We start from the raw sequence: 23623 nt of genomic DNA, 5'->3' as shown, positions 1-23623 counted from the left end.
GCCTTAGGCGTACACCCCCGCAAGGGGCGGCCCTTGGACGGGGGGCGAAAAAAAAGGGTCGCCCCGAAGGGCGACCCTTAAAAGCCGGATGGCTGACGACTAGTGAGCGATCACGCAGAAGTCGTCGCGGCGGTTCTGGGCCCACACGCTTTCGCCGGAACCCTGCACCACGGGCTTTTCCTTGCCGTAGCTGATCATTTCCAGCTGGCCGGGGTTCACGCCCAGGCGAACCATGTAGTCATAAGCGGCGCGGGCGCGGCGTTCGCCCAGGGCCAGGTTGTATTCCTGGGTACCGCGTTCGTCGCAGTTACCTTCGATGCGCACGCGGATGCTGGGGTACTTCTTCATCAGTTCAGCCTTGGCGGTCAGCATGTCTTTGTACTGGGGCTGAATGTCGAACTTGTCGAAAGCAAACAGCACGCGACCGTCAGTGATCTGCTGGATGGCAGCACGCATTTCGGGGCTCATGTCATCGACATCGCCGGTGGCGTCCTGGGTCTTCTTGGCGCAGCCGAAACCGGCGGCGAGGGCCATAACCAGAGCAAGGATAAGAGCGTAGCGTTTCATTGTGTGTCCTCCTGAACAGCTCTAACTCCAAAAAGGTACCTTTCCTTTCTGTACACAGCGGATGGCGGTATCCCATCCGCAGAACGGATGGTATATGTGAACCAAGTTTTGTCAAGTCAGGATAGGGGGGATTCCCCTATTTTTTCCAGAAATCTGCCCGGTTTTTCCGAAAAAACCGGGCAGGACCTCCGGATTTTACAAAATCTGCCAAAAACTACTTGCCGTCAGGCATGCCCCAGCGGGGGAAGGAGGCCGCACCGCCACCGGTGGGCACCTTCTTGGCATCGCCGCCATGACGGGTGGTCAGATAGATGCCGCGGGAGCCGCCGCGGCTGGAGGCGAAGGCGATGAAGTAGCTGTCGCCGCAGAAGGAGGGCTGCTCGTCGCTGCCGGGGCCGAAGGTGATCTGGCGTTCCAGGCCGGTGACCATGTCCTGCACGAAGATGCGGTGGCCGTATTCGGTCATGCGGCTGTAGGTCACCAGGGTGCCGTCAGGCGAGAGGTTGGCTTCGGTATTGTAGCCGCCGTTCTTGCTGACGCGGGTGATGCTGCCGGAGCTCAGGTCCTTCATGAAGATCTGGGGACCGCCCAGGCGCGAGGAGGTGAAGACCATCTTGGTGCCGGTCCTGTCGAAGGTGGGCGACACGTTGATGGAGTTGCCGCCTTCGAGGATGCGTTCCTTCTGGAAGCCGTGGTTCAGCAGGAAGATGACGGGGTAGCGGCCGTTGGAAAGGGCCACGGCCACCTTGTTGTCAGGCGTGAACGAAGGCCCGATGACCACGTTGCCGGGGAAGCGCACGCGCTGCACGCTGCCCTTTTTGCGGTCCCACACGCCCAGGGAGTGGGACTTTTCGTCGATATGGGTGAAGACGATGAAGCGGCCGTCCGGGGACCAGGCCGGGGACATGGCTTCGCCCTTGATGTTGGTGATCTGGCGCAGGTCGCGGCCCGTGGGCTTGACCAGCCACACGTTGGCGGACAGGCGGCCGGACTTCTTGACGAAGGCCAGGGTGGAGCGGAAGAAGGCGCCGCTGCCAGTCAGCACTTCGAGCAGGTCGGCACAGAAGCGGTCGGCCACTTCGGGCAGGTCGCTGGCGCGCACCTGGGGGTATTCCTTGCCGAACAGGCGGCCGCCGGTGTTGGTCTCAAAGGCGCGGATCTGCACGGAGCTGGTGCCGCTGTCGCCGTTGGGCCAGTAGGTGGTGACCACGATGTCCGAACCGGCCAGCTGGAAGCGCTTGAAGTCCAGGCTCGGGGGCTCGTAGCCGGGCAGCAGGGTACCGCCCAGCACGGAGGAGGCGGGCGTCAGGCGCATGAAGGGCAGGAAGCTGAGGTTCTCTTCCACCAGTTTCTGCAGTTTGGCGCCCATGCCGTTGGCCTGCTTCTGGGGGCCGGTGAGGGGGGCTGCCAGGGCAAGGTTCACGATATTCTGGCCGGGGCCGTAGATATCGACACGCATGGCGGCCTGGGCGGCGCTGCCCAGGGACAGCGTGACGGCCAGGGCCAAAAGGATGGCAAGACGTTTCATGGCGTAATGGTCCTTGTGGTGGTGTCTAGCGCACCAGAGTTAGGGTGACGTTCACAAATCTGCCCACAGCCGCGGGCGGGGGGCTGACCTTTCCTGCCCGGCGTATGCCCTGCCGGACGTATCTGTCAAGCAGCTCGCTGCCGCTGCTTTGCAGGATGCTGTAATTGAGGATCTTTCCCGAGGCGTCCGTCTCCAGGCGCACCGTGGCATAATAGGTGCCCTTGGCCAGTTCCGCGGGGATGAAGGTGGCGTTGCGCAGCTCCATGACCAGCTTGCGGAAATAGGCCGCGTGCTTGGGGCCGTAAGCGTCCTGGGCCTTCAGCGGCGTGGTCAGGGTGGCGGGCTTGGTGTCCAGCGTGACGGGCTCGCTCTTGGCCTCCGGCGCGGGGGCAGCGGCGGCAGGTGCGGCCGTGCCCGCGGCGGGCTTTGCGGCGGCTTTGCGGCGGCTGATGCCGGAAAGGTCGGCCATGTTGCCCTGCCAGAAGGTCAGGTAGACGTCCTGGCTCATGCCGTAGGGGGGCTTGCCTAGGTCGGCGGTCTTCATGACCGCGCTGCACACGGAATCATTGAGGGCCTGGCTGGCGGATTTTTCCAGATAGCCGCAGCGCTCCACCTTGCCTTCCGCGTCCACGCGCACCACGATGCGCACCTTGCCGCGGTCGGCCGGGGCGGCCCAGTTGGCCAGGATCTTTTCCATGGCCTCACCGGCGTAGCCGTTGGCCACGTCCGCCGCAGCGGCGCCTGCGGCCCGTGCGTGCAGGGGCGCCAGGCACAGCATGAGCACCGGCAGCAGGCCCAGGAGGGCCGTCGGGCGGGAAAGGATTCGTTTCATGTGACCTCCACGAAGGCATATGTGCATGCCGATGCGGCTTTTATGCAGCAATGCCGTTCTAGAATGGCGCATCTTTGGGGAAGGATGGGGCCTTCTCCAAAAACAGCGGGATCTCGAGACAGCAAGGCGGCCGCACCACCGGGCACGACCGCCTTGACGGACCGGTTAGCGGCCCATGAGTTCATTGAGGGTGAAGACAAGGTCCAGCTCGGTGTACTGTTCCGACGGCGGCGGCGGGAACGCCCCCGCCCGGCTGGTGCGCCAGATGGCGTTGGCCGCCGAGGAGTCGTACTGCGCGTTGCCGGAGCTTTGCGTCACGTCGACTTTTTCCACTTCGCCCTGCAGGTTGACCTTGACCCGGACCACGCAGACCAGGTTCAGGCGCGTGGCGGAAGTGAAGCTCCAGTTGGGACGCACGGCAAGCATGACCTGACCCATGTAGACGTCGTTGAGGCCACCGCCGCCGGGGCCGTCGCCTTCGCCGCCACCGCCGCCGCCATCGCCGCCGGCATTGCGGCGGGCCTGGGCCAGGGCCTGTTCCACGCTGCTGCCCTTGTCCCCGGATTCGACGCGGGACGTGGCTTCGCGGCGGGCCTGGTTCATGGCTGCGGCCACGGGGTCGCCCTTGGACGGTTTGTCGGCCTTTTTGTCGGTCTTCTTGTCGTCCTTGGGCGTGGACTTTTTATCGTCCTTCTTTTTGTCGTCCTTCTTGGGCTTTTCGGGCTTCTTGTCGTCGTCCTTTTTCTTGTCCTCTTTCTTTTTCTTGTCTTTTTTCTCGGCCACGGGAGTGGCGTCCTTGGGTTCGGGCTTGGGCTTGACCTCATGCTTGGGATCAGGCTTGCGCTCGACCTTGGGTTCGGGCTTGGCCTCCACCGGACGGGCTTTGTCCGCCGTGGGGTCGGCCTTGACCTCCGGCCGTTCGGGCGCGGCCGCGTCGGCCTTCTTGGCCGGGGGCGAGACGTCCTTGGGGCCGTCCGTGGGCTTGCCCATCTTGCCCAGGATGCTCGAGGGCGTGCGGTTGCCGCCCGGAGCGCCGTCCACCAGGCTGATCATCACCGGCGGCGTCTCCAGGTTCACCGGAGGCGAGCTGGGCCAGAACATGATCAGCAGGAAGACCGCCAGATGCAGGCAGAGGGAAAGAAGATACGAGGCCCAGTTCATCGCTGACTACTTCCCGCCTTTGGCGGCTGCCGCGGCGGCAGCGGGCGACAGGCTCTCGGAGGAATCGGCCACCACGCCGAGCTTTTCGATGCCCACGGCCTTGATGCGGCCCATGACATCCACCACCACGCCGTAGGGGACTTCCTTGTCGGCACGCAGGAAAAGGGTCTTGTTCTTTTCCTTGACCAGGGTCTGGAGGTAACCTTCCAGATCGTCCATGGTCTGGACCTCGTATTCGTCCAGGAAGATCTTGCCGTCGTGGCGGACGGTCAGCATCATGTTGTCGTTTTCGGTCGGCAGCACTTCCACCTGTTTGGTCTGGGGCAGGTCCACTTCCAGCCCCTGGCTCATCATGGGAGTGGCCACCATGAAGATGATCAGCAGCACGAGCATGACGTCCACGAAAGGCGTCACGTTGATCTCGGAGACAAAGCGGTTGTTGCCGCCCACGCTGGCGCCCATCTTACATCTCCGTGGCGCCCGTGCGCTGCACGGAGCGGTGGGCATTGAGTTCGCGCTGCACGCGGTTGAGGAACACGCCGGCAAAGTTCACCAGCAGGGTGTCCACCTGCGAGAGCTTGCCCATAAAGATGTTGAAACCGATGGTGGCGGGCACGGCCACGCCCAGACCGATGGCCGTGGCCACCAGGGCTTCGGAGATGCCGGGGGCCACCGTGGCCAGGGAGGCGGACTTGAGCATGCCGATGGAGTGGAAGGAGTGCATGATGCCCCACACCGTACCGAACAGGCCGATGAAGGGGGCCGTGTTGGCGGCGGTGGCCAGCAGGGAGAGGGAGCGCTCCAGACGGGCCATCTCGCTGGCCACGCCCTGGCGCAGGGAGCGGCGCACGTTGTCCACCACGATCTCGCTGCTGTTGCCGGCTTCCTTGGAGCGGTTGAACTCCATCACGCCCTGATGGGCCACGAAATAGAGCGGGGACGCACGGTCGGAGCCCAGGGAGAGCACGGCCTCACGCAGGCTGGGGGCCTTCTCGAACAGGTCGGTGCCCTGCAGGGCCTTGCGGTAGGCGGCATTGAGGGCCAGGGTTTTCTGGATCATCATGCCCCAGCTGCCCACGGACATGAGCACCAGGATGCACAGCACGATCTTGGCCACGAGACTGGCCTGGCTGATCATCGAAAAGAAACTGAACTCCATGTATCACTCCTGGAGATGGAAAATGGTGTGCCTGGTTGGATCCTGTGCCCTGCCGGACACAGCACGTATGCAGCGGAAAAAAGAAAACGCCAAAGAGCCCCTGCCATCCGGGGGCCCGGAAGGCAACGGCTGTACGCGGCTTTGAACCGCCCGGAGAATGCAACGTTCGCCGCCTTTTTTCAAGCGTTTTTTCTGTGACGGCGCCGGAAGGCCGCCCGGGCGCGAAGACTTTTCACTGCCTTAGTCGGCAGCGTACATCTTGCGCCAGAGGGTATTGAGGCTGATGCCCAGGGATTTGGCCGTGCTTTTTTTGCTGTACTGCTGGCGGGCCAGTTCCTGGCGGATGATCTTTTTTTCCATCAGCCGCAGGCGCTGGCGCAAGCTGCCGCTCTCGGGCAGATCCTGCTCCTTATGGGCCTCGGTCGTCCTGGGGGGGGCTGCCAGGATGCCCTGGGTCTGGCGCATGTCGAGCAGGAGTTCCCGCAGCAGGGGGATCTGGCAGGCATCGCTGGTGGACATCAGGCAGTAGCGGCGCAGCAGCGCATCCAGTTCGCGCACGTTGCCGGGCCAGGGATAGCTGCAAAGGAGCTCGATGGCTTCCGGGGTCATTTTCTTGTGGATCATGCCCATGCGGCGCAGGATATGCCGGACCAGCAGGGTCATGTCCTGGAGGCGCTCGCGCAGGGGCGGCATCTCCAGGCGCAGCAGCGTCAGGCGGTAGTAAAGGTCGGCACGGAAGCGTCCCTCCCTGACCTCGCACACGAGGTCTTTCCAGGATGAGCAGACCACTCGCGCGTTGACGGTCACGGGCCTGTCCCCGCCAAGGCGGAAGATCTCGCCGCTTTCCAGGACGCGCAGGAGCCTGACCTGTACGGCGGCGCTGATGTCCGCGATCTCGTCCAGGAAGATGGTGCCGTCCTGTGCCAGTTCGAACAGGCCCTGCTTGCCGCCGCGGCGGGCGCCGGTGAACGCCCCTTCGGCATAGCCGAACAGTTCGCTTTCCAGCAGGCTTTCCGGCAGGGCACCGCAGTTGACGGCCACGAAGGCCGCGTGGCGCCTGGGACTGGCGTTGTGGATGGCGTGGGCCAGCAGTTCCTTGCCTGTCCCGCTTTCCCCGTGGATGTAGATCCCTGCGTCTGAGTCGGCGAAACGCTGCGCGTGTACCCGCAGGGTCCGCATGGAAGGGCTTTCGCCCAGCAGGTCGTTCAGCGTGAACCTGGCCCGCAAGCCTGCCTGACGGGAGTGCTTGAGCCGCCGCTGCAGGTCCGTGAGGACCACGTCGGGCGTCAGGACGCTCAGGGCCCCTTTCTGGACTCCGTCGACCACTACGGCGCTGCTGGTGAAAACAAGATCCTGGCCGTTCTCCCCTTTCAGGGTACCTTCCGTGGGCCTGCCCGTTTCCAGGCTTTCGGTAAGGCCAAGGTGCTGCAGTGCCCATCCGTCCTGGAGGCGCTTTTGTCCCAGGGCCTGCCGGGCCACGGGATTGCTGATGGCCAGCTTGCCTGTGGGATCTATGCCTATGACGCCTTCATGGAGGGCATCGACCACGTCCTGGAGCCAGGCCGCGTGTTCGCGGTCACGGCGGCGGGCCTGGGCGATGTTGGACGCTTCCTCGAAGGCCCGTTCCAGGGCCTCGTTGCCCGGACAGACCACGATGCCCGGGCAGTGGTGGGCCTGCGCGATGGAGACGCAGACGCCGCCCCCCACGACGCAGCCGGCGCCCTGGGCGATGGCCTGGGTGATGCCCAGGGTCAGTTCCCGGGAGTTGGTGAAACGGATAGGCTGCAGGCGGATGTGCAGCAGGCGGGAGAACAGTTCCGACCAGGGGGGGGTGGCGTTATAGCATGTCACGGCCACATTGTCCGTATATTCGCGGGCTTCCATCAGGGCCTGCAAGATGGACATATGGCTCCGGGAGATGGTGACGACGGGTTCGTTCAGATGACGGCGCAGGAGCTTCCCGGTTCCGCCGCCGCCCAGGATCACATCCACACCCTGGTCGAACAATTGTTTGGCCACGGGCAGCGCCTCTTCCATGGTAGCCAGACGGACTTCTTCCAGCGGCCACCCATGCTCCTGGGCATAGGTCTGGACCTTTTCTGCCACCACAGCGGAGTTCGAAACGAAGGCGAAGGAAAAGGAAGTAGACAACATAATGTCTCCTGCTCCGATGGGATATGGTGCGGGCCGTCGGAATGACACCGGGCATACGGCTTCAAGAGGCAGGGGGCCCGCAAAGACAGGCGACGGACGACATCTTTCAGTATCGTCTATGCATTAGCTAGTTTTCTCATCTTTATCCATAAAATTGTCTTGGGATGTCGCGGCTGTCAATGCAGGTCCGGGACTGTCGCTCGGTACGACAGCCCCGGAGCGGCGGGGGGAGGTGTGGTGTACCCCGCCGCGGGCGGGATCGGAAGGGCGGCACGGCCGCCTTGCCGAATATCTGCCGCCATGCCGGGCCCGGAAGCGAGGGAACAGGCCGGACATGGCGGGAAACATGGTCGCTACACCGGCGGCATGATGTAGAAGTCCAGACCGAGGACCACGACGGTGAACCAGAAGTAGAGGATCGTCAGCAGCACGGAGATGAGCGCCGCGATCATGCCCCAGACGAACATGGTGCGGAGGTTGGCGCCATAACCGGCCACGATGCCTTGGGCACCGGTGGCGGAAGCCACTGCGTACGACCAGCTGATGGCCGAGCCCGTCACCCAGACCCAGGGCACGGCCCCAAAGGCCAGCCCGCGCCAGTTGGCCATGGATTCGATGGCCAGGGGCACCATGACACCGGCGGCCGCGGTATCGCTGGTCACCTGGGACAGGGCGTTGGAGGCCACGCTCCAGGCCACGATGGACAGGGTGTCATTGATGCCGACCAGGGGCGTGATCCAGCTCCCGAACACCGTACCGGCGCCCGTGGTGGCCAAGATCTTGCTCAGGGCCACAGAGGCGGGCCACATGAAGAGGATGGTGATGGGGAAATGCTCGCGCAGGGCCTTGACGGACAGGATGGTCTCATCCTTGGCGTTGCGGGCGGGCCAGAACAGCATGAGCAGCGGGATGATGCAGAACAGCTGGGTCGGCTTGAGCCAGGCCCATTGGGGCCCCTTGGTGTACGGAGCGTACAGGGGCTGAAGGACGGCCAGGAGGATGGCCAGGGCGAAACCGTAGAGGGAGACCTTTTCCTCATAGGTCATGGGGCCGAGCTTTTCCAGCTCCTGCCGGTAAAACTCCTTGCTGCCGCTGAAGCGCTCCATATCCGTGTGCATGAAGTACATCATAAGGCCCACACCGGCGATGACCAGCAGGGAGACGGGCACCATGCGCAGGGTCCAGTCGATGAAATAGATGTCGTGCCCCAGGTACTTGTTGAGCAGGCCATAGGTCACCACGGACTGGCCGCCGCCCAGCGGGGTGGCCATGCCGCCCACGCTGGCGCCCCAGGCCACAGCGATGAGGATGTTCGACGCGGCCTTGGAATGCCAGCGCTGCTCATTGGTATTGAAGCCGGAGTACATCAGCGAAGCCACGGCCACGGGCGCGAACATGGCGGCCACCGTGGTGTTGCCCACCACGAAGGACGTGACGCCGCACAGGAGGAACCAGCCGGCGGTCTGGGCACGCACGCTGCCGTTGACGCGCATGAGGAAGTTCAGGGCCAGACGGCGGGCAAAGCCCCAGCGTACCCAGGCGCAGGTGATGGCAGTGGCGCCGACGATGAGGACGGCTTCACGATGCACATAGGCCTGCAGTACCTTGCCCAGCGGCATGTAGCTGTACACGCAGGCCACAAAGATGGGCACCAGGCAGGTCAGTTTGATGTCAACGACGCAGGTGATCCACCAGAAGACCATCCAGAACAGGATGCCGAAGCCGAAGCGGGATTCGATGGGGCCGAAAATGGGCATGGCCAAGGCAAGCAGCAACAGGGCCGGCCCTCCTAGGAGGTACAGCAGACGGGAAGAAGACGACGATTCAGACATGACGGGCTCCAGTCCTTTTCCGGGCGGGCCTTGCGGCCCGCCCCTCGATATCATGCCGCCCGCGGGGATTCGGGCAGACTACAGGTGGTCGGATCTGTTAAAGGACGACATCACCAACATAGCGACGCTTGATGGAGAAATGCTTCTTCCACTTGTCGGCCGCACGCTGACCGATGATGTATTCTTCGTCAGGATCACCGGCAGGGAAGACCTTGGGCGCCGTGGCGAGATCCCACAGGCCCTTCTTGCGGCGTTCTTCACGCTGGTCGATGAGCCAGTCATTGTAGCTTTCATATACGATATGTCCTTCAAAGCCATCCAGGGTGGCGGCACGGATGCGGCCGTCGAATTCGAGGTATTTTTCGATCATGCGTTCGCTGGGCATTTCGGGCTCCACCGTATTGGTGTAGCCGGCCTCTTCCAGTTCCTTGCCGGCTACGGCGGCGAAGATGCGCTGGTCGCGCAGGGAGAGCAGGTCCTTGTGGATACCCACGTACTTGTCGCTGATGGGCTTGCCCAGGGGAGCGTGGTCGCGGGAAGCCCCGCGGGCCTTGCACATGTCGGTCTTGTAGAACTCGAACATGCCTTCTTCAAAGTCTTCACCCAGGAATTCGCAGACGCCGCGCATGACCTTTTCCGGCTCGCGCACCAGTTCTTCATAGCGCACATCCAGCCACAGGCCCTTTTCACGCAGGGGCTCGCGCCATTCCTTGACGGCGTTCCAGCAACGTTTCCAGGACTGGGCGGCGCAATAGATGTTAGTGGGGCCGAAGGAGGATTCCATGTAGTCCACGCTGGCGTCGCGGCCATCGCGGGTGATGTAGATGAACTGGGCGTTGGGGAAGTCGTGGTGCATGGGGCCCACGAAGTAGAGGTTGTGCGGCGTCTTCTCGCCCCAGCGGGGTTTGTTTACATACTGGGCGAAGCGCAGATGCATGCCCGCATACAGACCGGCAAAGCTGCGTTCGGGTGCCAGCTCGATGACTTCGTCCACGATGGTGCGGGGATTGACCTTCATGCCCCAGAAAGGCGTCTTGAGGCCAAAGACCATCTCCTGGGCCAGGGTGCGGAAGTTGGCTTCGACAGACAGGTCGCCGTAGGTGTGCAGGTAGGGATAGAAGCGGGGATAGTACCAGACCACTTCCGGGACGGCGATGCGGGAGTGGCAGCCCAGCAGGGCCATGACCAAGGTGGTGCCGGAGCGTTCGGCACCGATCATGAAGATGGGACGTTCCTGGAGGTTGAGAGGCATGGGGGTCTCCTTGTTGGGGATTTGGGGAATGTTGGGGATGTTTTCGATCAGGCCTGCAGAAGCGCACGGACGAAAATGAAGGCACCTACGATGATGCAGACGACTGAAACCATTTTTTTCAGGACGCCGGACGAGACGCTGTGGGCCAGCTTGGCGCCGGCCACGACGCCGACAAGTTCGGCGACCGTGACCAGAAGGGCCATGTGCAGGTCGACGAAACCGTTGGCGAAGTTACTGATGGAACCGGAAGTGGCAGCCGTGATCTGGATGACCTGGCTGGTGGCGATGGACGTGAGGGGCGTAAAGCCCAGGATGACCATGAGGGGCACGGAAAGCACGGGGCCGCCAACACCTGTCAGGCCCGAGCCAAAGCCTACGGTAGCGCCGATGAGAAGCAGCTGCAGACGCTGCCGTCCGTCACCGGGACGGTAGGTGATGGTGCCGCCCTTGGCAGGGAACAGGGCATAGATGCCCGCAAAGATGATGATGCACCCCAGGATGAGATTGAGGATCCAGGCCGGGGCGATGGCATTGGCCAGGGCACCGGGATAACCGCCTATAAGGCCGCCGATACAGACCGGGATGGTGATGCCCCAGTTGATGCTGCCGTGCTTGCAGTACAGCCAGGTCCCCAAGATGCCGGTAAAGATGAAGCTGAACAGGGACGTGGCCATGGCCGCATGGGTGGTCAGGCCACCGAAGGCGCTCAGGGCGGGGATCAGCAGGATGCCACCCACGCCGACAGTTCCAATAAGCCCGCCGACGATCAGGGCGACGATGAGAAGAAGGATGATCATGATTTGCTCCGATGTGATGTTGTTCACAAGTTAAGCAAACAGCGTGCCAAGGATAAAATTTTTTATAATATATTGTTTTTATTTTATTTTATTTAAAAACATGTCAATTGTGACATGATGCGTTTTTTGCAAAATAGAGATGAAACTTTCGATATCTGATACATATCGATGTGAAAGGCACAAGGCTCGCTCCAGCCCCCGGGGAACATAGAAAGCGCATTGCAAGCCCGCGGGTGAGGGTGTATGCTGCGCCCTATGTTGATGGAAAGCTTTTCTTCCTTCCGGGGGCGCTGTGTCCGGCATCTGGGCACGGCGGTCTTGTGCGTGGTCCTGCTGGGGTCTTCCCAGACTTCTTTTGCCGCGTCCGCCGGCCGGCAGGATGCCGTTGCCCGGCAGCCCGTCTATACCGGCCAGCGCTCGGCCGAGACGGCGGACAGGCCCGTGGCGGGCAAGAGCATCGGCATGTCCGATGCCGTGGAGCATGCCCTGCGCTTCAACCCCGGCCTGGGGGCGCAGGAAGCCGAGAGCCGTTCCTCCGAAGAAGGGCGAAAATCCGCGCGCGGTGCCTTCGGGCCGCGTCTGGGGGTGAGCTATTCCGCCACCAAGACCGAGAGCAAGCGCGATCCTTCCGCCACCATGGGCACCAAGAACCCCAAGATGGGCGTCTACAGCTGGGGCGTCGAAGTGACCCAGCCCATCTTCCAGGGCTTCCGCCTGCTCTCCACCTACCAGAAGGCCGCCCTGCAGGCCGACAGCGACAAGGCCTCGCTGCGCAAGGCCGAGCTGGACATGACCGAGCAGGTGCAGACGGCGTTCCTGGAATACCTGAAAGCCGGTGAGAACACCCGCAGCATGCGCGACAGCCTGACCCGCCTGCGCGAACAGCTGCGCATCGCCCAGGCCTATTTCGAAGTGGGCCTGAGCCCCCGTCTGGACGTGCTCCAGGCCGAGGTGGACGTGAGCGAGGCCGAGAGCCTGCTCATCGAGGCCGAGAACACCCAGGCCACCGCCCTGGCCAGGCTCAATACCCTGCTGGGCTTCGACGCCACGGCCGTCAATACCTATACCGGTACGCTCAAGGAAGTGGGCTTCCGCTATACGCTGGAGCAGTGTCTGGAGCTGGCCTACCGCCAGCGTCCCGACCTGTATGTGGCCCAGAAGGCCGTGGAGATCGCCCGCAAGAGCCAGAAGGAAGTGCAGAGCGACTACTATCCCCAGATCGAGGGCTATTACAGCATGACGCAGAGCGGCAATACGCCCGGCATGCAGCGTTCCGGCGAGAACGGCTCACACGTCACCAACTGGGAAGTGGGGGCGCAGGCCACCTGGAACGTGTTCGAATGGGGCACCACCTACTATGCCGACAAGCAGGCCGGCTGGCAGGTGACCAAGATGCGTTACGAGCAGGAGAACCTCAAGCTGGAAGTGGGCTACGACATCAAGTCCAAGTATCTGGCCGTGCAGGAGGCCCGCAAGCGCATCGCCGTGGCCCAGAACAGCGTTGCGCAGGCCACGGAGGCCTATAACGTGGCCCTGGCCCGTTACCACGAACATGTGGGCACCAACTTCGACGTACTGGACGCTTCGGCCAACCTCACTTCGGCCCAGTCCTCTTTGACCGGTGCCAAGGCCGACTACCTGACGGCCCTTTCCCAGATCTATGTAGCCATGGGCGAATATCATCCCGACCTGCTGCGGGAAGGTGGCGCCGCCAGAAGAAAATAGACGGTCCCGTATGAGTGATTCTGAACAATTTTTGACAGTGACCCCCCTGGGTGGTCTGGGGGAGATCGGTCTCAACTGCCAGCTGTGGGAGACTTCCGCAGGCGTGGTCATGGTGGACTGCGGCCTGATGTTCCCGGATGATTTCCATTTGGGCGTGGACGTGGTCATCCCGCATTTCGGTGCGGTGAGCGCCGTGCGCGACAAATTGCTGGGCATCGTCCTGACCCACGGCCACGAAGACCACATCGGCGCCCTGCCGTGGCTGGTGCCCCAGCTGCGCGGCACGCGCATCTACGGCTCCTATTTCACCCTGGCCCTGGTGGAGCACAAGCTCAGGGAGCACGAGCTGCTGGACTGGGTGGAGCTGTGCCCGGTGGAGCCCGGTGACCAGGTGGCCCTGGGCGACATGACCTTCCATTTCTTCCCCGTGTGCCATTCCATCCCCGAAGGTTTCGGCCTGGGCGTGGAGACGCCCGTGGGCCGCATCGTCCACAGCGGGGACTTCAAGATCGATCCCCAGCCCCTGGCCGGCAGCGGCACGGATCTGGCGACCTTTCGCGACTTCGCCGGGCCGGAGGGCGCGCGCCTGCTGTTCTCCGATTCCACCAATGTGGAGCGCGACGGCCGTTCCCTCACCGAACGGGCCGTCATGGAGTCCCTGGGCAAGGTCTTCGACGAGGCCCCGGGCCGCATCGTGGTGACGCTGTTCTCCAGCCACATCCAGCGCATCCAGGAAGTCTTCGACCTGGCGCGCGAGCGCGGGCGCACCGTGGTCATCAGCGGCAAGTCCCTGGCCAACAATATCGAGATGGCCCGCGATCTGGGCATCGCCAAGCTGCCGCCCAGCTTTTTCAACGCCCATAACGGCGTGCCCGACCTGCCCGACGAGCAGCTGGTGCTGGTGGTGACCGGCGCCCAGGGCGAACCGTTGTCCGCGCTGTCGCGCATGGTGCTGGGCGGCCACCGCCAGCTCAGCATCCGCAAGGGCGACACCGTGGTCATGAGCTCGCGCATGATCCCCGGCAACGTCAAGGCCGTGTCGCGCCTCATCAACGAGATGTATCGCCTGGGGGCCACGGTCCTGTACGAGAGCGTGCGGGCCATCCATGCCTCGGGCCACGCCCACCGTGACGAGTTGCGCGAACTGCTGGGCGCGGTGCGGCCTGAATATTTCGTGCCCGTGCACGGGGAGTACCGCCATCTGTTCAAGCACGGGCAGCTGGCGCGCGAGTGCGGCGTCAAGCCCGACAACGTGGTCCTGCTGGAGGACGGCTGTCCCCTGACCCTGCTGCCGGACGGCATCCGTCTGGAGCCGCCCGTGCCGGTGGAATGCACGCTGGTGGACGGCAAGGGCGTGGGCGACGTGGGCTCGGCCGTGCTGCGCGAGCGCCGCATCCTCGGCGACGAGGGCATGGTCATCGTGGTGCTGGTGCTGGATGCCGAGACCGGCAGCGTGCTGCACGGGCCGGAGATGTTCTCCAAGGGCTTCGTGTTCGAGCAGCACTACAGCCATGTGCTGGAAGATGCCAAATGCCTGGTGCTGGACGAGATCGAATCCGTCCGCCCCGGGCAGCTCACCCGTCTGCAGGAAGGCATCCGGGCCTCGTTGCGAAGCTTTTTCCGCCGGGTCCTGGAACGGGATCCGGTGGTCGTCCCCATCGTCAGCGAGGTGTAACTCTTTTGTATCTTTACAGGAATGAACAGGGTCGTGGTGCCGCCGCGGCCCTGTTTTACTTTTTTTTACATGATGCGGAAAGGCGGGCACGTTGACAGAGGACAGGTATTTCTTACTATAATGCTCGTATTTTGTGTCCGGTCGTCAGGAAAGACCGTTCGCCTTGACCACAGTGACGTATCAACTTAATATTTGTAGTCTTTATCTTGCTCGTCAGGCATGTCCCGCAGGATGAGCGGGCTTCCGGCAGGATGGTTCCTGCCACGGGCAACGGCGTACGGGCCGGGCACTCCGGCTGTGATCGCCGGTCCTAAGGCGTTCTTTAACCCCATTCAGCAAAAGGGATGTCCTCCACATGACTTGGGATTGGGATAAATTGCAGGAAAAACGGCAACGGCAGCAGGGGCAGCGCCCCTCCCGTCCGCTCTTCGGTGATGATAACGACACTCAGGACGAACAGCCCCGGCGCGCCCGGCGTTCGCCTTCCGGCAACGGGGGCGACGGTAACGGCTTCGACGGCAGGAATGCCCTGAAAAAGCTTTCCGGCATGAAGATGCCGGGCGGCATGGTGATCTGGCTGGTGCTGGGCCTGGTGGGCCTGTGGCTCTTGTCGGGCATCTATATCGTCAACCCTGACGAGGAGGGCGTGGTGCTGCGCTTCGGCAAGTACGACCGCACCGAAGGCCCCGGCCCCCATTACGCGCTGCCCGCTCCCATCGAGACCGTCTACAAGCCCCAGGTGACCCAGGTGCTGCGCTGCGAGGTGGGCTTCCGCTCCACCGGGCAGGCCACCACCTTCCGTCAGGGCGAGCTGCGCAGCGTGCCCAAGGAAGCCTCCATGCTCACCGGTGACGAGAACATCGTCAACGTCCAGTTCAGCGTGCAGTACAAGATCAGCGACGCGGTCAAGTACCTGTTCAACATCAGCGACCCCACCAACCTGGTGCGTAACGCCGCCGAGGCCGCCATGCGCGAGGTCATCGGCAACAGCCTCATCGATTCGGCCATCACCGACGGCAAGCTGAAGATCCAGAGCGACGCCACGGTGCTGCTCCAGGAGGTCCTGGACCGCTACGAGGCCGGTATCCAGGTGCTGGCCGTACAGATGCAGGACGTGCATCCGCCGCAGGAAGTGAGCGATGCCTTCAAGGACGTGGCCAGTGCCCGCGAAGACAAGAGCCGCATCATCAACGAGGCGGAGGCCTACCGCAACGCACTGCTGCCGCAGGCTCGCGGTGAGGCCGCGGCCATCCTCAACAAGGCCGAGGCCTACCGGGTGGCGCGCCTACAGCAGGCCGAAGGTGAGTCCCGCCGTTTCGATGCCCTGCGTCAGGAATACGAAAAGGCTCCCGACGTGACCCGCCAGCGCCTGTATTATGAGGCCATGGAAGAGATCCTGGCCGCTTCCAAGGATAAGACCCTGCTGGACAGCGGCGTCTCCGGCAAGGTGCTGCCGCATATGCCTCTTCCGGGTACGCCCGCTTTCGGCGTCCTGCCCTCGGAGAAGAAATAATGACCAAGAATCCCCTTCTTTACGGTGTGTTGCTGCTGGTACTGGCCGTTTTTGTAACCCAGTGCTGCTTCACCGTGCACCAGACCCAGCAGGCCTTGGTGCTCCAGCTGGGTGACCCCCTGCCCGAGATCTACCGGCCCGGCCTGCACTTCAAGCTGCCCTTCATCCAGAAGGTCGTTTATTTTGATGCCCGCGTGCTCGATTACGCCGCCAGCTCGCGCGAGGCCTTCACCGTGGACAAAAAGACCATCGTGCTGGACAACTACGCCCGCTGGCGCATCAGTGATCCCCTACAGTTCTACCGCACCATGCGTACCATCCCCGGTGCGCAGGCCCGTCTGGACGACGTGGTCTATTCGCAGCTGCGGGCCCTGGTGGGCGCCTACACCCTGACCGAGGTGGTCTCCAAGGAGCGCGCCACCATTATGACCCGCGTGACGGAAAAGGTCTCCGACCTCATGAAGCCCTACGGGGTGGAGGTGCTGGATGTGCGCATCAAGCGCACCGACCTGCCCACGGAAAACCAGCGCTCCATCTTCGACCGCATGCGGGCCGAGCGTGAACGCCAGGCCAAGCAGTACCGTTCCGAAGGCCAGGAAGAGGCCACGCGCATCCGTTCCGATGCTGACCGGCAGAAGGCCCTCATCCTTGCCGAGGCCAACCGCGAGGCCCAGGTGCTCTATGGTCAGGGCGATGCCCAGGCGGCCGCCGTCTACGCCGCGGCCTACGGCAAGTCGCCGGAATTCTATTCCTATCAGCGCTGGCTCGACGCCCTGCGCAAGTCCTTTAAGGAGAACAGCAAGATGGTGCTGGGCAGTCAGGTGCCCTTGCTGGATTTGCAGAAGTAGGTGGACCATGGGCTTTACGGAAATCTACGAACGCATCAAGCTGGCCGCCAATTGTCGTACCCAGGTGGAGCTGGCGGAGTTGCTCAATATCCGCCAGTCCAGCATCTCGGACGCCAAGCGCCGTGATTCTGTGCCGGGCGACTGGTACATGAAGCTCTTCGAGCGTTTCGGCCTCAACCCCGACTGGCTCAAGTACGGGGTGGGCCCCCTCTATCTGCGTACGGAAAAAGGCTACTGTCCCCAGGAGGCCCCCCAGGCCCTGGCCGAGACCGTGGCCTGCTACGGGGACGACTTCACCCGGTCTACTGTGGTGGACGTCTACGATATGGCCTGTGTCTATACGGACGAGGTCCCCAGGCCCGCTCTGTCTGTTTCCGGCAGGGTCCCCCTGCCGCAGGCCTTCTTGCGGCCCTCGCTGCAAGTGCTGCGCCTGCGCGGCCAGGCCATGGAGCCTTTGCTGCGCGAAGGGGCCTACATCGGGGTAGACGTCGAGGATCTGGCCCCTGTCTCCGGCAGGACCTACGCCCTGTTCGCCCCGCTGGAAGGGGTGGTTGTCCGCCAGGTGTTTCTGGACGGCCCGCAGCAGGGCTATGTTCTGAGGGCCCAGTCCCCGGATTATCCCGAAACATCCCTGGATGCCGCCCTGTTGCAGCGCCGTATGCTGGGGCGTGTGGTCTGGACTTTCCAGGAGGTATAGCATGAGCATCTCCACCAGGGGCGGACGCAGAGCCCTGCGTCTCGTCCTGTGTGCCCTGTGTTGTCTGCTGCTGGCCGCTTGCGGCGGCAAAGAACCCGTGGATGACGTAGTGGCCAGCGGCACCGTGATCCTGGAGCCGCCGTCCGCGTCGGGCGGCAGCGATGACGGCATCAAGGAACGCTCCCTCGGGCCTTCTCCCGCGGCCCCGGCTGTGGTGACGCCTGTGGCGTCCCCCGCGCCCAAGACCGTACGCCCGTCCTCTCCGGCCGTGGCCTCTGCCTGGAAGGATTTGTCGCGCCGTCTGGCTGCCGACGGCATCTCCGGGCCCAAGGTGGACGCCTTGCTGGCGGGCCTGCCTGCCACGCCCACCCAGTCGCCCATGGGCCGCAAGATCAAGGCTCTGTACAATCGCAAGTTCTTTCCCGCGCCGCCTTCGGACAAGCCGCAGGCGCAGTATTACAAGGGCGTGGTCACGGACGCCAACGCGCGTTTGTGCCGCCAGTTCATCTCGGCCAACAGCAAGACCTTCCGCCAGGCGGAGCAGCGTTACGGCGTGCCTTCGTCCATCGCGGCGGCCCTGTTGTTTGTGGAGACCCGCCTCGGCAAGGTGCTGGGCGATACCTCGGAGAACGCCTTCTACACCCTGGCCAGCATGGCCGTGAGCCGGACGCCGGAGAGCATCAGCGACTGGCTGCCGCAGCTGCGCGACCATGAGCGGCACATGGACTGGATCGCCGAGACCATGCCCAAGCGTGCGGACTGGGCCTACAAGGAGACCAGGGCCCTGGTGGAGCACATGCTGCGCGACCGCGTGCCGCCGGAACATCTGCCCGGTTCCATCTACGGCGCCGTGGGCCTGTGCCAGTTCATGCCGTCCAATATCGCCACCTACGGTGCGGACGGCGACGGCGACGGCCGTGTGGACCTGTTCACCGTGCCCGATGCCGTGGCCAGCCTTTCCCACTATCTTGCCCGGCACGGCTGGAAGGCCGGGCTTTCCCGCGAGCGCCAGCATGCCCTGCTGATGCGCTACAACCACTCCACGGTCTACGCCAACACCATCATGGCTCTGGCTGACCGTGTCGCCGCTCTGAAGTGAGTCACGGGACGGCAGGTCCGCCTGCCGTCCTTTTTTGACAGGTCGCGCCCCTGGCCACGGATCGTTCCGGCGGCCCTGCCGGGAGTGCACGCGTCTGCGCCTTCCTTCCTCCTTTCCGGGGCCTTCGGTGCTCCGCAGATCCCTATCCCCCGTTCCTGACATCCTGCTGACGCGCCCCGTGTTGAGTTGTGAACGGTTCCGTCGCGCGGCAGAGCCGCTCCGGCAGGCCCGTGCCTGCTCTCGTGACTGTTCTTCGCGGGCGGGGCCCCTCATCCTTCCTTCGTACAGGGAGCTGACATGACGTTTATCTCGACTTTGCTGAAAGCGGCTGCGGCCCTTTTCATGCTCGTTATCCTGATGTTGCTGGTCCAGCTGGACCTGACGGCCTTCCAGACGGTGGAAGTGCTGGCTCCCGGCTGGGGCTGGCTGGCCTTCGTGTCCCTGCTGGCGCTGGAGACAGGCGCCGTGCTCTGGCTGGGCCTGGCCTGGTTTGCCCGTGCGCCCCGCCTGGTCTTGCGTGACGATCCCACGGAGGCGGAACGTCAGGCCTTTGCCCGTGAACTGGAACGTCGTCTGAAGAAGAATCCCCATGTCCGTGCCGCAGGCCTCCGCGCCACGGATGAGCATTTTCTGGAAAAGGCCCTCGACGTGCTGGACGCCCGTGCCGGGGAAGAGATCCGCAACAGTGCCAAACGGGTGTTCCTGGGCACGGCCCTGTCCCAGAACGGCCGTCTGGATGCGCTCATCATGTTCGTCTCGCTGGCTCGCATGGTCTGGCGGGTCTCCGGCATCTACAACCAGCGTCCCACCCCGGCGGAGCTGTGGAGCGTCTACAGCACGGTCTCCTCGGCCACGTTCATTTCCTTTTCCATCGAGGCCCTGGACATCCCCCGGACCATCACCGAGAGCATGAACGAGCTGCTGCCCGCGGTCACGCCCGCCATGGCGGCCTCCAGCGTGCCGCTCATGGGGCCCATGATGCAGCAGTGTACGACCGCCGTCATCGACGGGGCGGCCAACTGCCTGCTGGCCATCCGGGCCGGTGTGGTGACGCGCAGTGCCTTCCGTTTTGCTGCCCTGGGCAGGGAAGAGGCCCGGCAGCAGGCCTGCGTCCGGGAGGCGGGCACCATGCTGGCGGAGATCTCCCGGGAGACCGTGGGGGCCATCGTGGAGGCCTTCCGCAAGCAGCTGGTGAACTTGCCTGCCTCCATGGGGCAGAAGATCTCGGAGACCGTGGGCACCGTGGCCGACAGCGCCCTGGAAAAGACCCGGGGCGCCGCCCAGAGCGTGGCGCGCGGCGGTACGGCCGTGGCCGAGGCTGTGAGTTCTGGTGCCGGTGCCGTCATTGGTGCCGGGCAGGCCGTGGCCGGGGCTGTCAGTACGGGAGCCGGTGCTGTGGCGGATGCCTTGGGCAACGGGACCAGCGCCGTCATCCATGCCGTGGGCGACTGTGCCACCAGTGCGGAAAAAGTCGTGCTGCGCGGCGGCAGCGCGGTTATGGAAAGTGTCGGCAGCGGAGCGGGGGCTGTGGCGGACATGGTGAGTAGCGGGACCAGCGCGGTCATCGGTGTAGTAAGCGATGGTGCTGCCACTGCCGGGCAGGCCGTGGCGCGCGGCGGTACGGCCGTCGTGGGGGCCGTGAGTTCTGGTGCCGGTGCCGTTATCGGTGCGGGACAGGCCGTGGCCGGAGCCGTCAGCAGCGGCACCACTGCCGTCCTGGGCGCCGTGCGGGGCATACTGCCCGGCAACCGGCGGCGGGAGGCCACGGCGGACGAGCGTTTCGTCCTGCATCTGGCCCTGGTCTGGTCGCAGGGGCGTCCGGGCTGGAAGCGCCGTCGCCAGCTGGCCCGGCTGTGCGATGCGGAAGGTGTGAGCGCCGGGCTGCGTACGCTGGTGGACAGGCATCCCGACCTCGACCTGCTGGAGCCGCAGCTGTCGTTCTGGCGGGGCAGAGTGGAGGACGTGCTGTCCTGCCACCGCTCCCTGGAGCTGGAACACGGCGCGGCGGCCGCGGCGTGGCTGGCGGAACTGGATCACCGGCTGGGGCTGGGCGGCAGTTTGCAGAGCGGCCGTGAGGAGCCCGCCTCCGGCTGGAAACGCTTCTGGAAGTGAGCGCACGGGGCGGGAGCTCCCGCACATCGTCCGGCAGTCCGGCGGATCTGTGAAAAGATTCCTTGTTTTGTGACGATGGTCACAGTTGTAGCCGGGGAGATGTGTTCTAGTGTCATGGACAGACACCCATCCCCCTCAGCACAAGGAGCCCCCCATGTTTTGCAACCAGTGTGAACAGACCTCCAAGGGCAAGGCCTGTACCCGCCTTGGCATCTGCGGCAAGAACGAGGCCGTGGCCATCCAGCAGGACAAGCTGGTCTGGCAGCTGCGCGAACTGGCGGCCGTGGCCCTGATGGCCCGTGACGCCGGCATCGTGGACACCGCCACCGACGACTTCGCTTTCAAGGCCCTGTTCTCCACCCTGACCAATGTGAATTTCGATCCCGTCTCCCTGCGCGCCGTGCAGGAAGAATGCCTGAAGCGCACCACGGCCCTGGCCGCCCGTGTGCCCGGTGCCCCGGCCCCCACGCCTCTGGCTGCCCTGGATCTGCGGGAAACCGCCATCGACCGCCTGTCCGACGACGAGGACGTGCGCTCCGCCATGCAGATCCTGCTCTACGGCCTCAAGGGCGTGGCCGCCTATGCCGACCATGCCGCCGAGCTGGGCCAGCGTGATCCCGACGTGGCCGCCTTCCTGTATCGCGGCCTGCGTGCCGGCACCGAACTGGATCCCGAGAGCCACGACCTCAACGGCTGGCTGGGGCTGGTGCTGGAATGCGGCAAGGCCAACCTGCGCGCCATGGAGCTGCTGGAAGCGGGCAATACCGGTACGTTCGGCACGCCCGTGCCCACGCCCGTCTCCCTGGGCCGGCGCAAGGGCAAGGCCATCCTCATCTCCGGCCACGACCTGCCCGACCTGCTGGCCCTGCTGGAGCAGACTCGCGACACGGGCATCAACGTGTACACCCACGGCGAGATGCTGCCCGCCCACGCCTATCCGCTGCTGCATGCCTTCCCGCATCTGGCCGGGCATTACGGCACGGCCTGGCAGAACCAGCAGAAGGAGCTGCCCGCCTTTCCCGGCGCGGTGCTCTTCACCACCAACTGCATCCAGGACCCCAAAGACTACGCCGACAAGGTCTTCACCTCCGGCAACGTGTCCTGGCCCGGCCTGGTCCATTGCAAGGGGCGTGACTTCTCGGCCGTCATCCGGAAGGCTCTGGAACTGCCCGGCTTCGCCGAAGACGTGCCCGGAAAGGAAGTGCTGACCGGCTTTGGCCGCGAGACCCTGCTGGGTGCCGCGCCCGCCGTGCTGGATGCCGTGGCCCAGGGCAAGCTGCGCCACATCTTTTTGGTGGGCGGTTGCGACGGCGCCCGTCCCGGCCGCAACTACTACACCGAACTGGTGGAGAAGATCCCGGCCGACTGCCTGATCCTGACCCTGGCCTGCGGCAAGTTCCGCTTCTTCGACAAGGAGCTGGGCAGCCTGGGCGACATCCCTCGCCTGCTGGACGTGGGCCAGTGCAACGACGCCTACGCCGCCGTGCGTGTGGCCCTGGCCCTGGCCGATGCCCTGAAGTGCGGCGTCAATGACCTGCCGCTGTCGCTGGTGCTTTCGTGGTACGAGCAGAAGGCCGTGAGCATCCTGCTGACCCTGCTGGCCCTGGGCGTGAAGAACATCCGCCTCGGACCCACGCTGCCTGCCTTCGTGTCCCCCAACATCCTCAAGGTGCTGGTGGAACAGTGGAACATCATGCCCGTGACCACGCCCGACGAAGACCTCAAGGCGATCCTGGGCTAAGATTCTTTTGCAGGGGAAGGCCGTGACCGCGGTCTTCCCCTGTGTTTTTGGCCGGCGGGGCTGCTTTCCCGTCCGGCTTTTTTTCCTGCCCCTGTGTCCGCGGGGGCAAAGCTTTCATGGAGGTCGCGCATGGACCAGAAAAAAGGGAACCGCCCCCCCGATCCCCAGAGCCTGCGGGATGCCCTGCGCCACAGCCCGCTGGGCCGCTGGCTGGACGAGAGGGAGACCGGTCTTGTGCTGGGCACGGGCCGTCTGGCCGAGATGCGGGCGGGCGATGTCCTGTTCCGTGAAGGGGACGAGATACGTCATGTGCCCTTCGTCTTGTCCGGCGAGGTGAAACTGGTCAAAATGGGCCCGCAGGGCAGGGAGTACGTCCTGCACCTGACCCGCGGCGGGGCCTTCCCCGATCCGGGGGCCCTGTTCTACGAGGCCCCTCTGCCTGCTACGGCCGTGGCCCTGGGGCCGGGGCGCCTGCTCTGGCTGGAGCGGGCCACCATGGACAGGCTGCTGGACGGGAATCCCCGGCTGGCCCGCTGGCTTTTGCAGGTGCTGGCGGCGCGGCAGCGTTTGTTCGTCAACAAGGTGGCCGGCTCGCAGGGGATGATTTCGGTCTCCCGGCGGGTGGCCGGATGGCTGCTGCACCGCTCCCGCATGGAGGAAGGGCGCCGTCAGCTGGAACTGCCCGGTACCCGGGAGCTCATGGCCCGTCTGCTGGGCCTGAGCCGCGAGAGCCTGAGCCGGGAACTCAACGAGCTGGCCCGGGAAGGCGCCATCCGCCTGGAGCGGCGGCGGGTGGAGCTGCTGGACATGGCGGTCCTGGAACGCCGGGCCCAGGACTAACGGGCTTTCGGACGTATTTTTCCGCTCCGGCCTTGCAAGGCCCGTCACCGTGCGGCCGGATGATGGCCGCAGGCAGGCCCCGGCGCCGGTC

Annotated in this window: 19 protein-coding genes; 9 read left to right on the top strand and 10 right to left on the bottom strand. The window is 64.3% G+C overall.

From position 1 onward, the window contains the following. Window positions 1–99: 99 nt before the first annotated feature. The 10 genes from pal to HF854_RS03825 form a co-directional block, all read right to left on the bottom strand. A complete protein-coding gene (gene pal / locus HF854_RS03870; protein ID WP_006009112.1) occupies window positions 100–567 on the bottom strand; it encodes a peptidoglycan-associated lipoprotein Pal in 468 nt (155 codons plus the stop codon). 214 nt (window positions 568–781) lie between these two features. Then, window positions 782–2095, bottom strand: coding sequence for a PD40 domain-containing protein (locus HF854_RS03865; RefSeq protein WP_168935141.1), 1314 nt, complete (start codon window positions 2093–2095; stop codon window positions 782–784). 25 nt (window positions 2096–2120) lie between these two features. Continuing rightward, the gene (locus tag HF854_RS03860; protein WP_168935139.1) at window positions 2121–2927 is read right to left on the bottom strand and encodes a TonB family protein; all 807 of its coding nucleotides are present in this window, start codon (window positions 2925–2927) and stop codon (window positions 2121–2123) included. A 165-nt stretch (window positions 2928–3092) separates the two neighbouring features. Next, complete coding sequence (gene tolA / locus HF854_RS03855) at window positions 3093–4088, bottom strand: cell envelope integrity protein TolA (RefSeq protein WP_168935137.1); 996 nt, start codon at window positions 4086–4088, stop codon at window positions 3093–3095. 6 nt (window positions 4089–4094) lie between these two features. Continuing rightward, complete coding sequence (locus HF854_RS03850) at window positions 4095–4550, bottom strand: ExbD/TolR family protein (protein ID WP_006009120.1); 456 nt, start codon at window positions 4548–4550, stop codon at window positions 4095–4097. 1 nt (window position 4551) lies between these two features. After that, entirely contained in the window at window positions 4552–5247 is a 696-nt protein-coding gene (locus tag HF854_RS03845; protein WP_168935135.1) for a MotA/TolQ/ExbB proton channel family protein, read from the bottom strand. A gap of 240 nt (window positions 5248–5487) precedes the next feature. Continuing rightward, a complete protein-coding gene (locus tag HF854_RS03840) occupies window positions 5488–7401 on the bottom strand; it encodes a sigma 54-interacting transcriptional regulator (RefSeq protein WP_168935133.1) in 1914 nt (637 codons plus the stop codon). A 353-nt stretch (window positions 7402–7754) separates the two neighbouring features. Beyond that, window positions 7755–9233 (bottom strand): SLC13 family permease, encoded by a 1479-nt coding sequence (locus HF854_RS03835; protein ID WP_168935131.1) that lies wholly within the window; start codon window positions 9231–9233, stop codon window positions 7755–7757. A gap of 97 nt (window positions 9234–9330) precedes the next feature. Beyond that, a complete protein-coding gene (locus HF854_RS03830) occupies window positions 9331–10485 on the bottom strand; it encodes a sulfotransferase family protein (protein ID WP_168935129.1) in 1155 nt (384 codons plus the stop codon). A 47-nt stretch (window positions 10486–10532) separates the two neighbouring features. Then, window positions 10533–11282, bottom strand: coding sequence for a sulfite exporter TauE/SafE family protein (locus HF854_RS03825; RefSeq protein ID WP_168935127.1), 750 nt, complete (start codon window positions 11280–11282; stop codon window positions 10533–10535). Window positions 11283–11525: 243 nt separating this feature from the next. Here HF854_RS03825 and HF854_RS03820 point away from each other — a divergent pair, with 243 nt between their 5' ends. From HF854_RS03820 to HF854_RS03780, 9 genes are all read left to right on the top strand, one after another. After that, the gene (locus tag HF854_RS03820) at window positions 11526–13007 is read left to right on the top strand and encodes a TolC family protein (RefSeq protein ID WP_240937654.1); all 1482 of its coding nucleotides are present in this window, start codon (window positions 11526–11528) and stop codon (window positions 13005–13007) included. Between the two features lie 10 nt (window positions 13008–13017). Continuing rightward, window positions 13018–14682, top strand: a complete 1665-nt coding sequence (locus HF854_RS03815; protein ID WP_168935125.1) for a ribonuclease J — start codon at window positions 13018–13020, stop codon at window positions 14680–14682. A gap of 355 nt (window positions 14683–15037) precedes the next feature. Further along, entirely contained in the window at window positions 15038–16195 is a 1158-nt protein-coding gene (gene hflK / locus HF854_RS03810) for an FtsH protease activity modulator HflK (RefSeq protein ID WP_168935123.1), read from the top strand. Beyond that, on the top strand, window positions 16195–17043 hold the full coding sequence (hflC, locus tag HF854_RS03805; RefSeq protein WP_168935121.1) for a protease modulator HflC: 849 nt from the start codon (window positions 16195–16197) through the stop codon (window positions 17041–17043). Before hflK ends, hflC begins: the two co-directional genes overlap by 1 nt. Window positions 17044–17050: 7 nt before the next feature. Continuing rightward, window positions 17051–17740, top strand: coding sequence for a LexA family transcriptional regulator (locus HF854_RS03800; RefSeq protein WP_168935119.1), 690 nt, complete (start codon window positions 17051–17053; stop codon window positions 17738–17740). Between the two features lies 1 nt (window position 17741). Further along, window positions 17742–18839, top strand: coding sequence for a lytic murein transglycosylase (locus tag HF854_RS03795; protein WP_168935117.1), 1098 nt, complete (start codon window positions 17742–17744; stop codon window positions 18837–18839). A gap of 297 nt (window positions 18840–19136) precedes the next feature. Then, complete coding sequence (locus tag HF854_RS03790; RefSeq protein ID WP_168935115.1) at window positions 19137–20951, top strand: DUF697 domain-containing protein; 1815 nt, start codon at window positions 19137–19139, stop codon at window positions 20949–20951. 154 nt (window positions 20952–21105) lie between these two features. Further along, a complete protein-coding gene (gene hcp / locus HF854_RS03785; RefSeq protein WP_168935113.1) occupies window positions 21106–22692 on the top strand; it encodes a hydroxylamine reductase in 1587 nt (528 codons plus the stop codon). A 129-nt stretch (window positions 22693–22821) separates the two neighbouring features. Beyond that, the gene (locus HF854_RS03780; protein WP_168935111.1) at window positions 22822–23532 is read left to right on the top strand and encodes a Crp/Fnr family transcriptional regulator; all 711 of its coding nucleotides are present in this window, start codon (window positions 22822–22824) and stop codon (window positions 23530–23532) included. Window positions 23533–23623 lie beyond the last annotated feature (91 nt).

Source organism: Desulfovibrio piger (genome assembly GCF_012843875.1).
Lineage (GTDB): Bacteria > Desulfobacterota > Desulfovibrionia > Desulfovibrionales > Desulfovibrionaceae > Desulfovibrio.
Note: the sequence above shows the minus strand (reverse complement) of the source record. Positions and strands in the feature narration are given on the sequence as shown.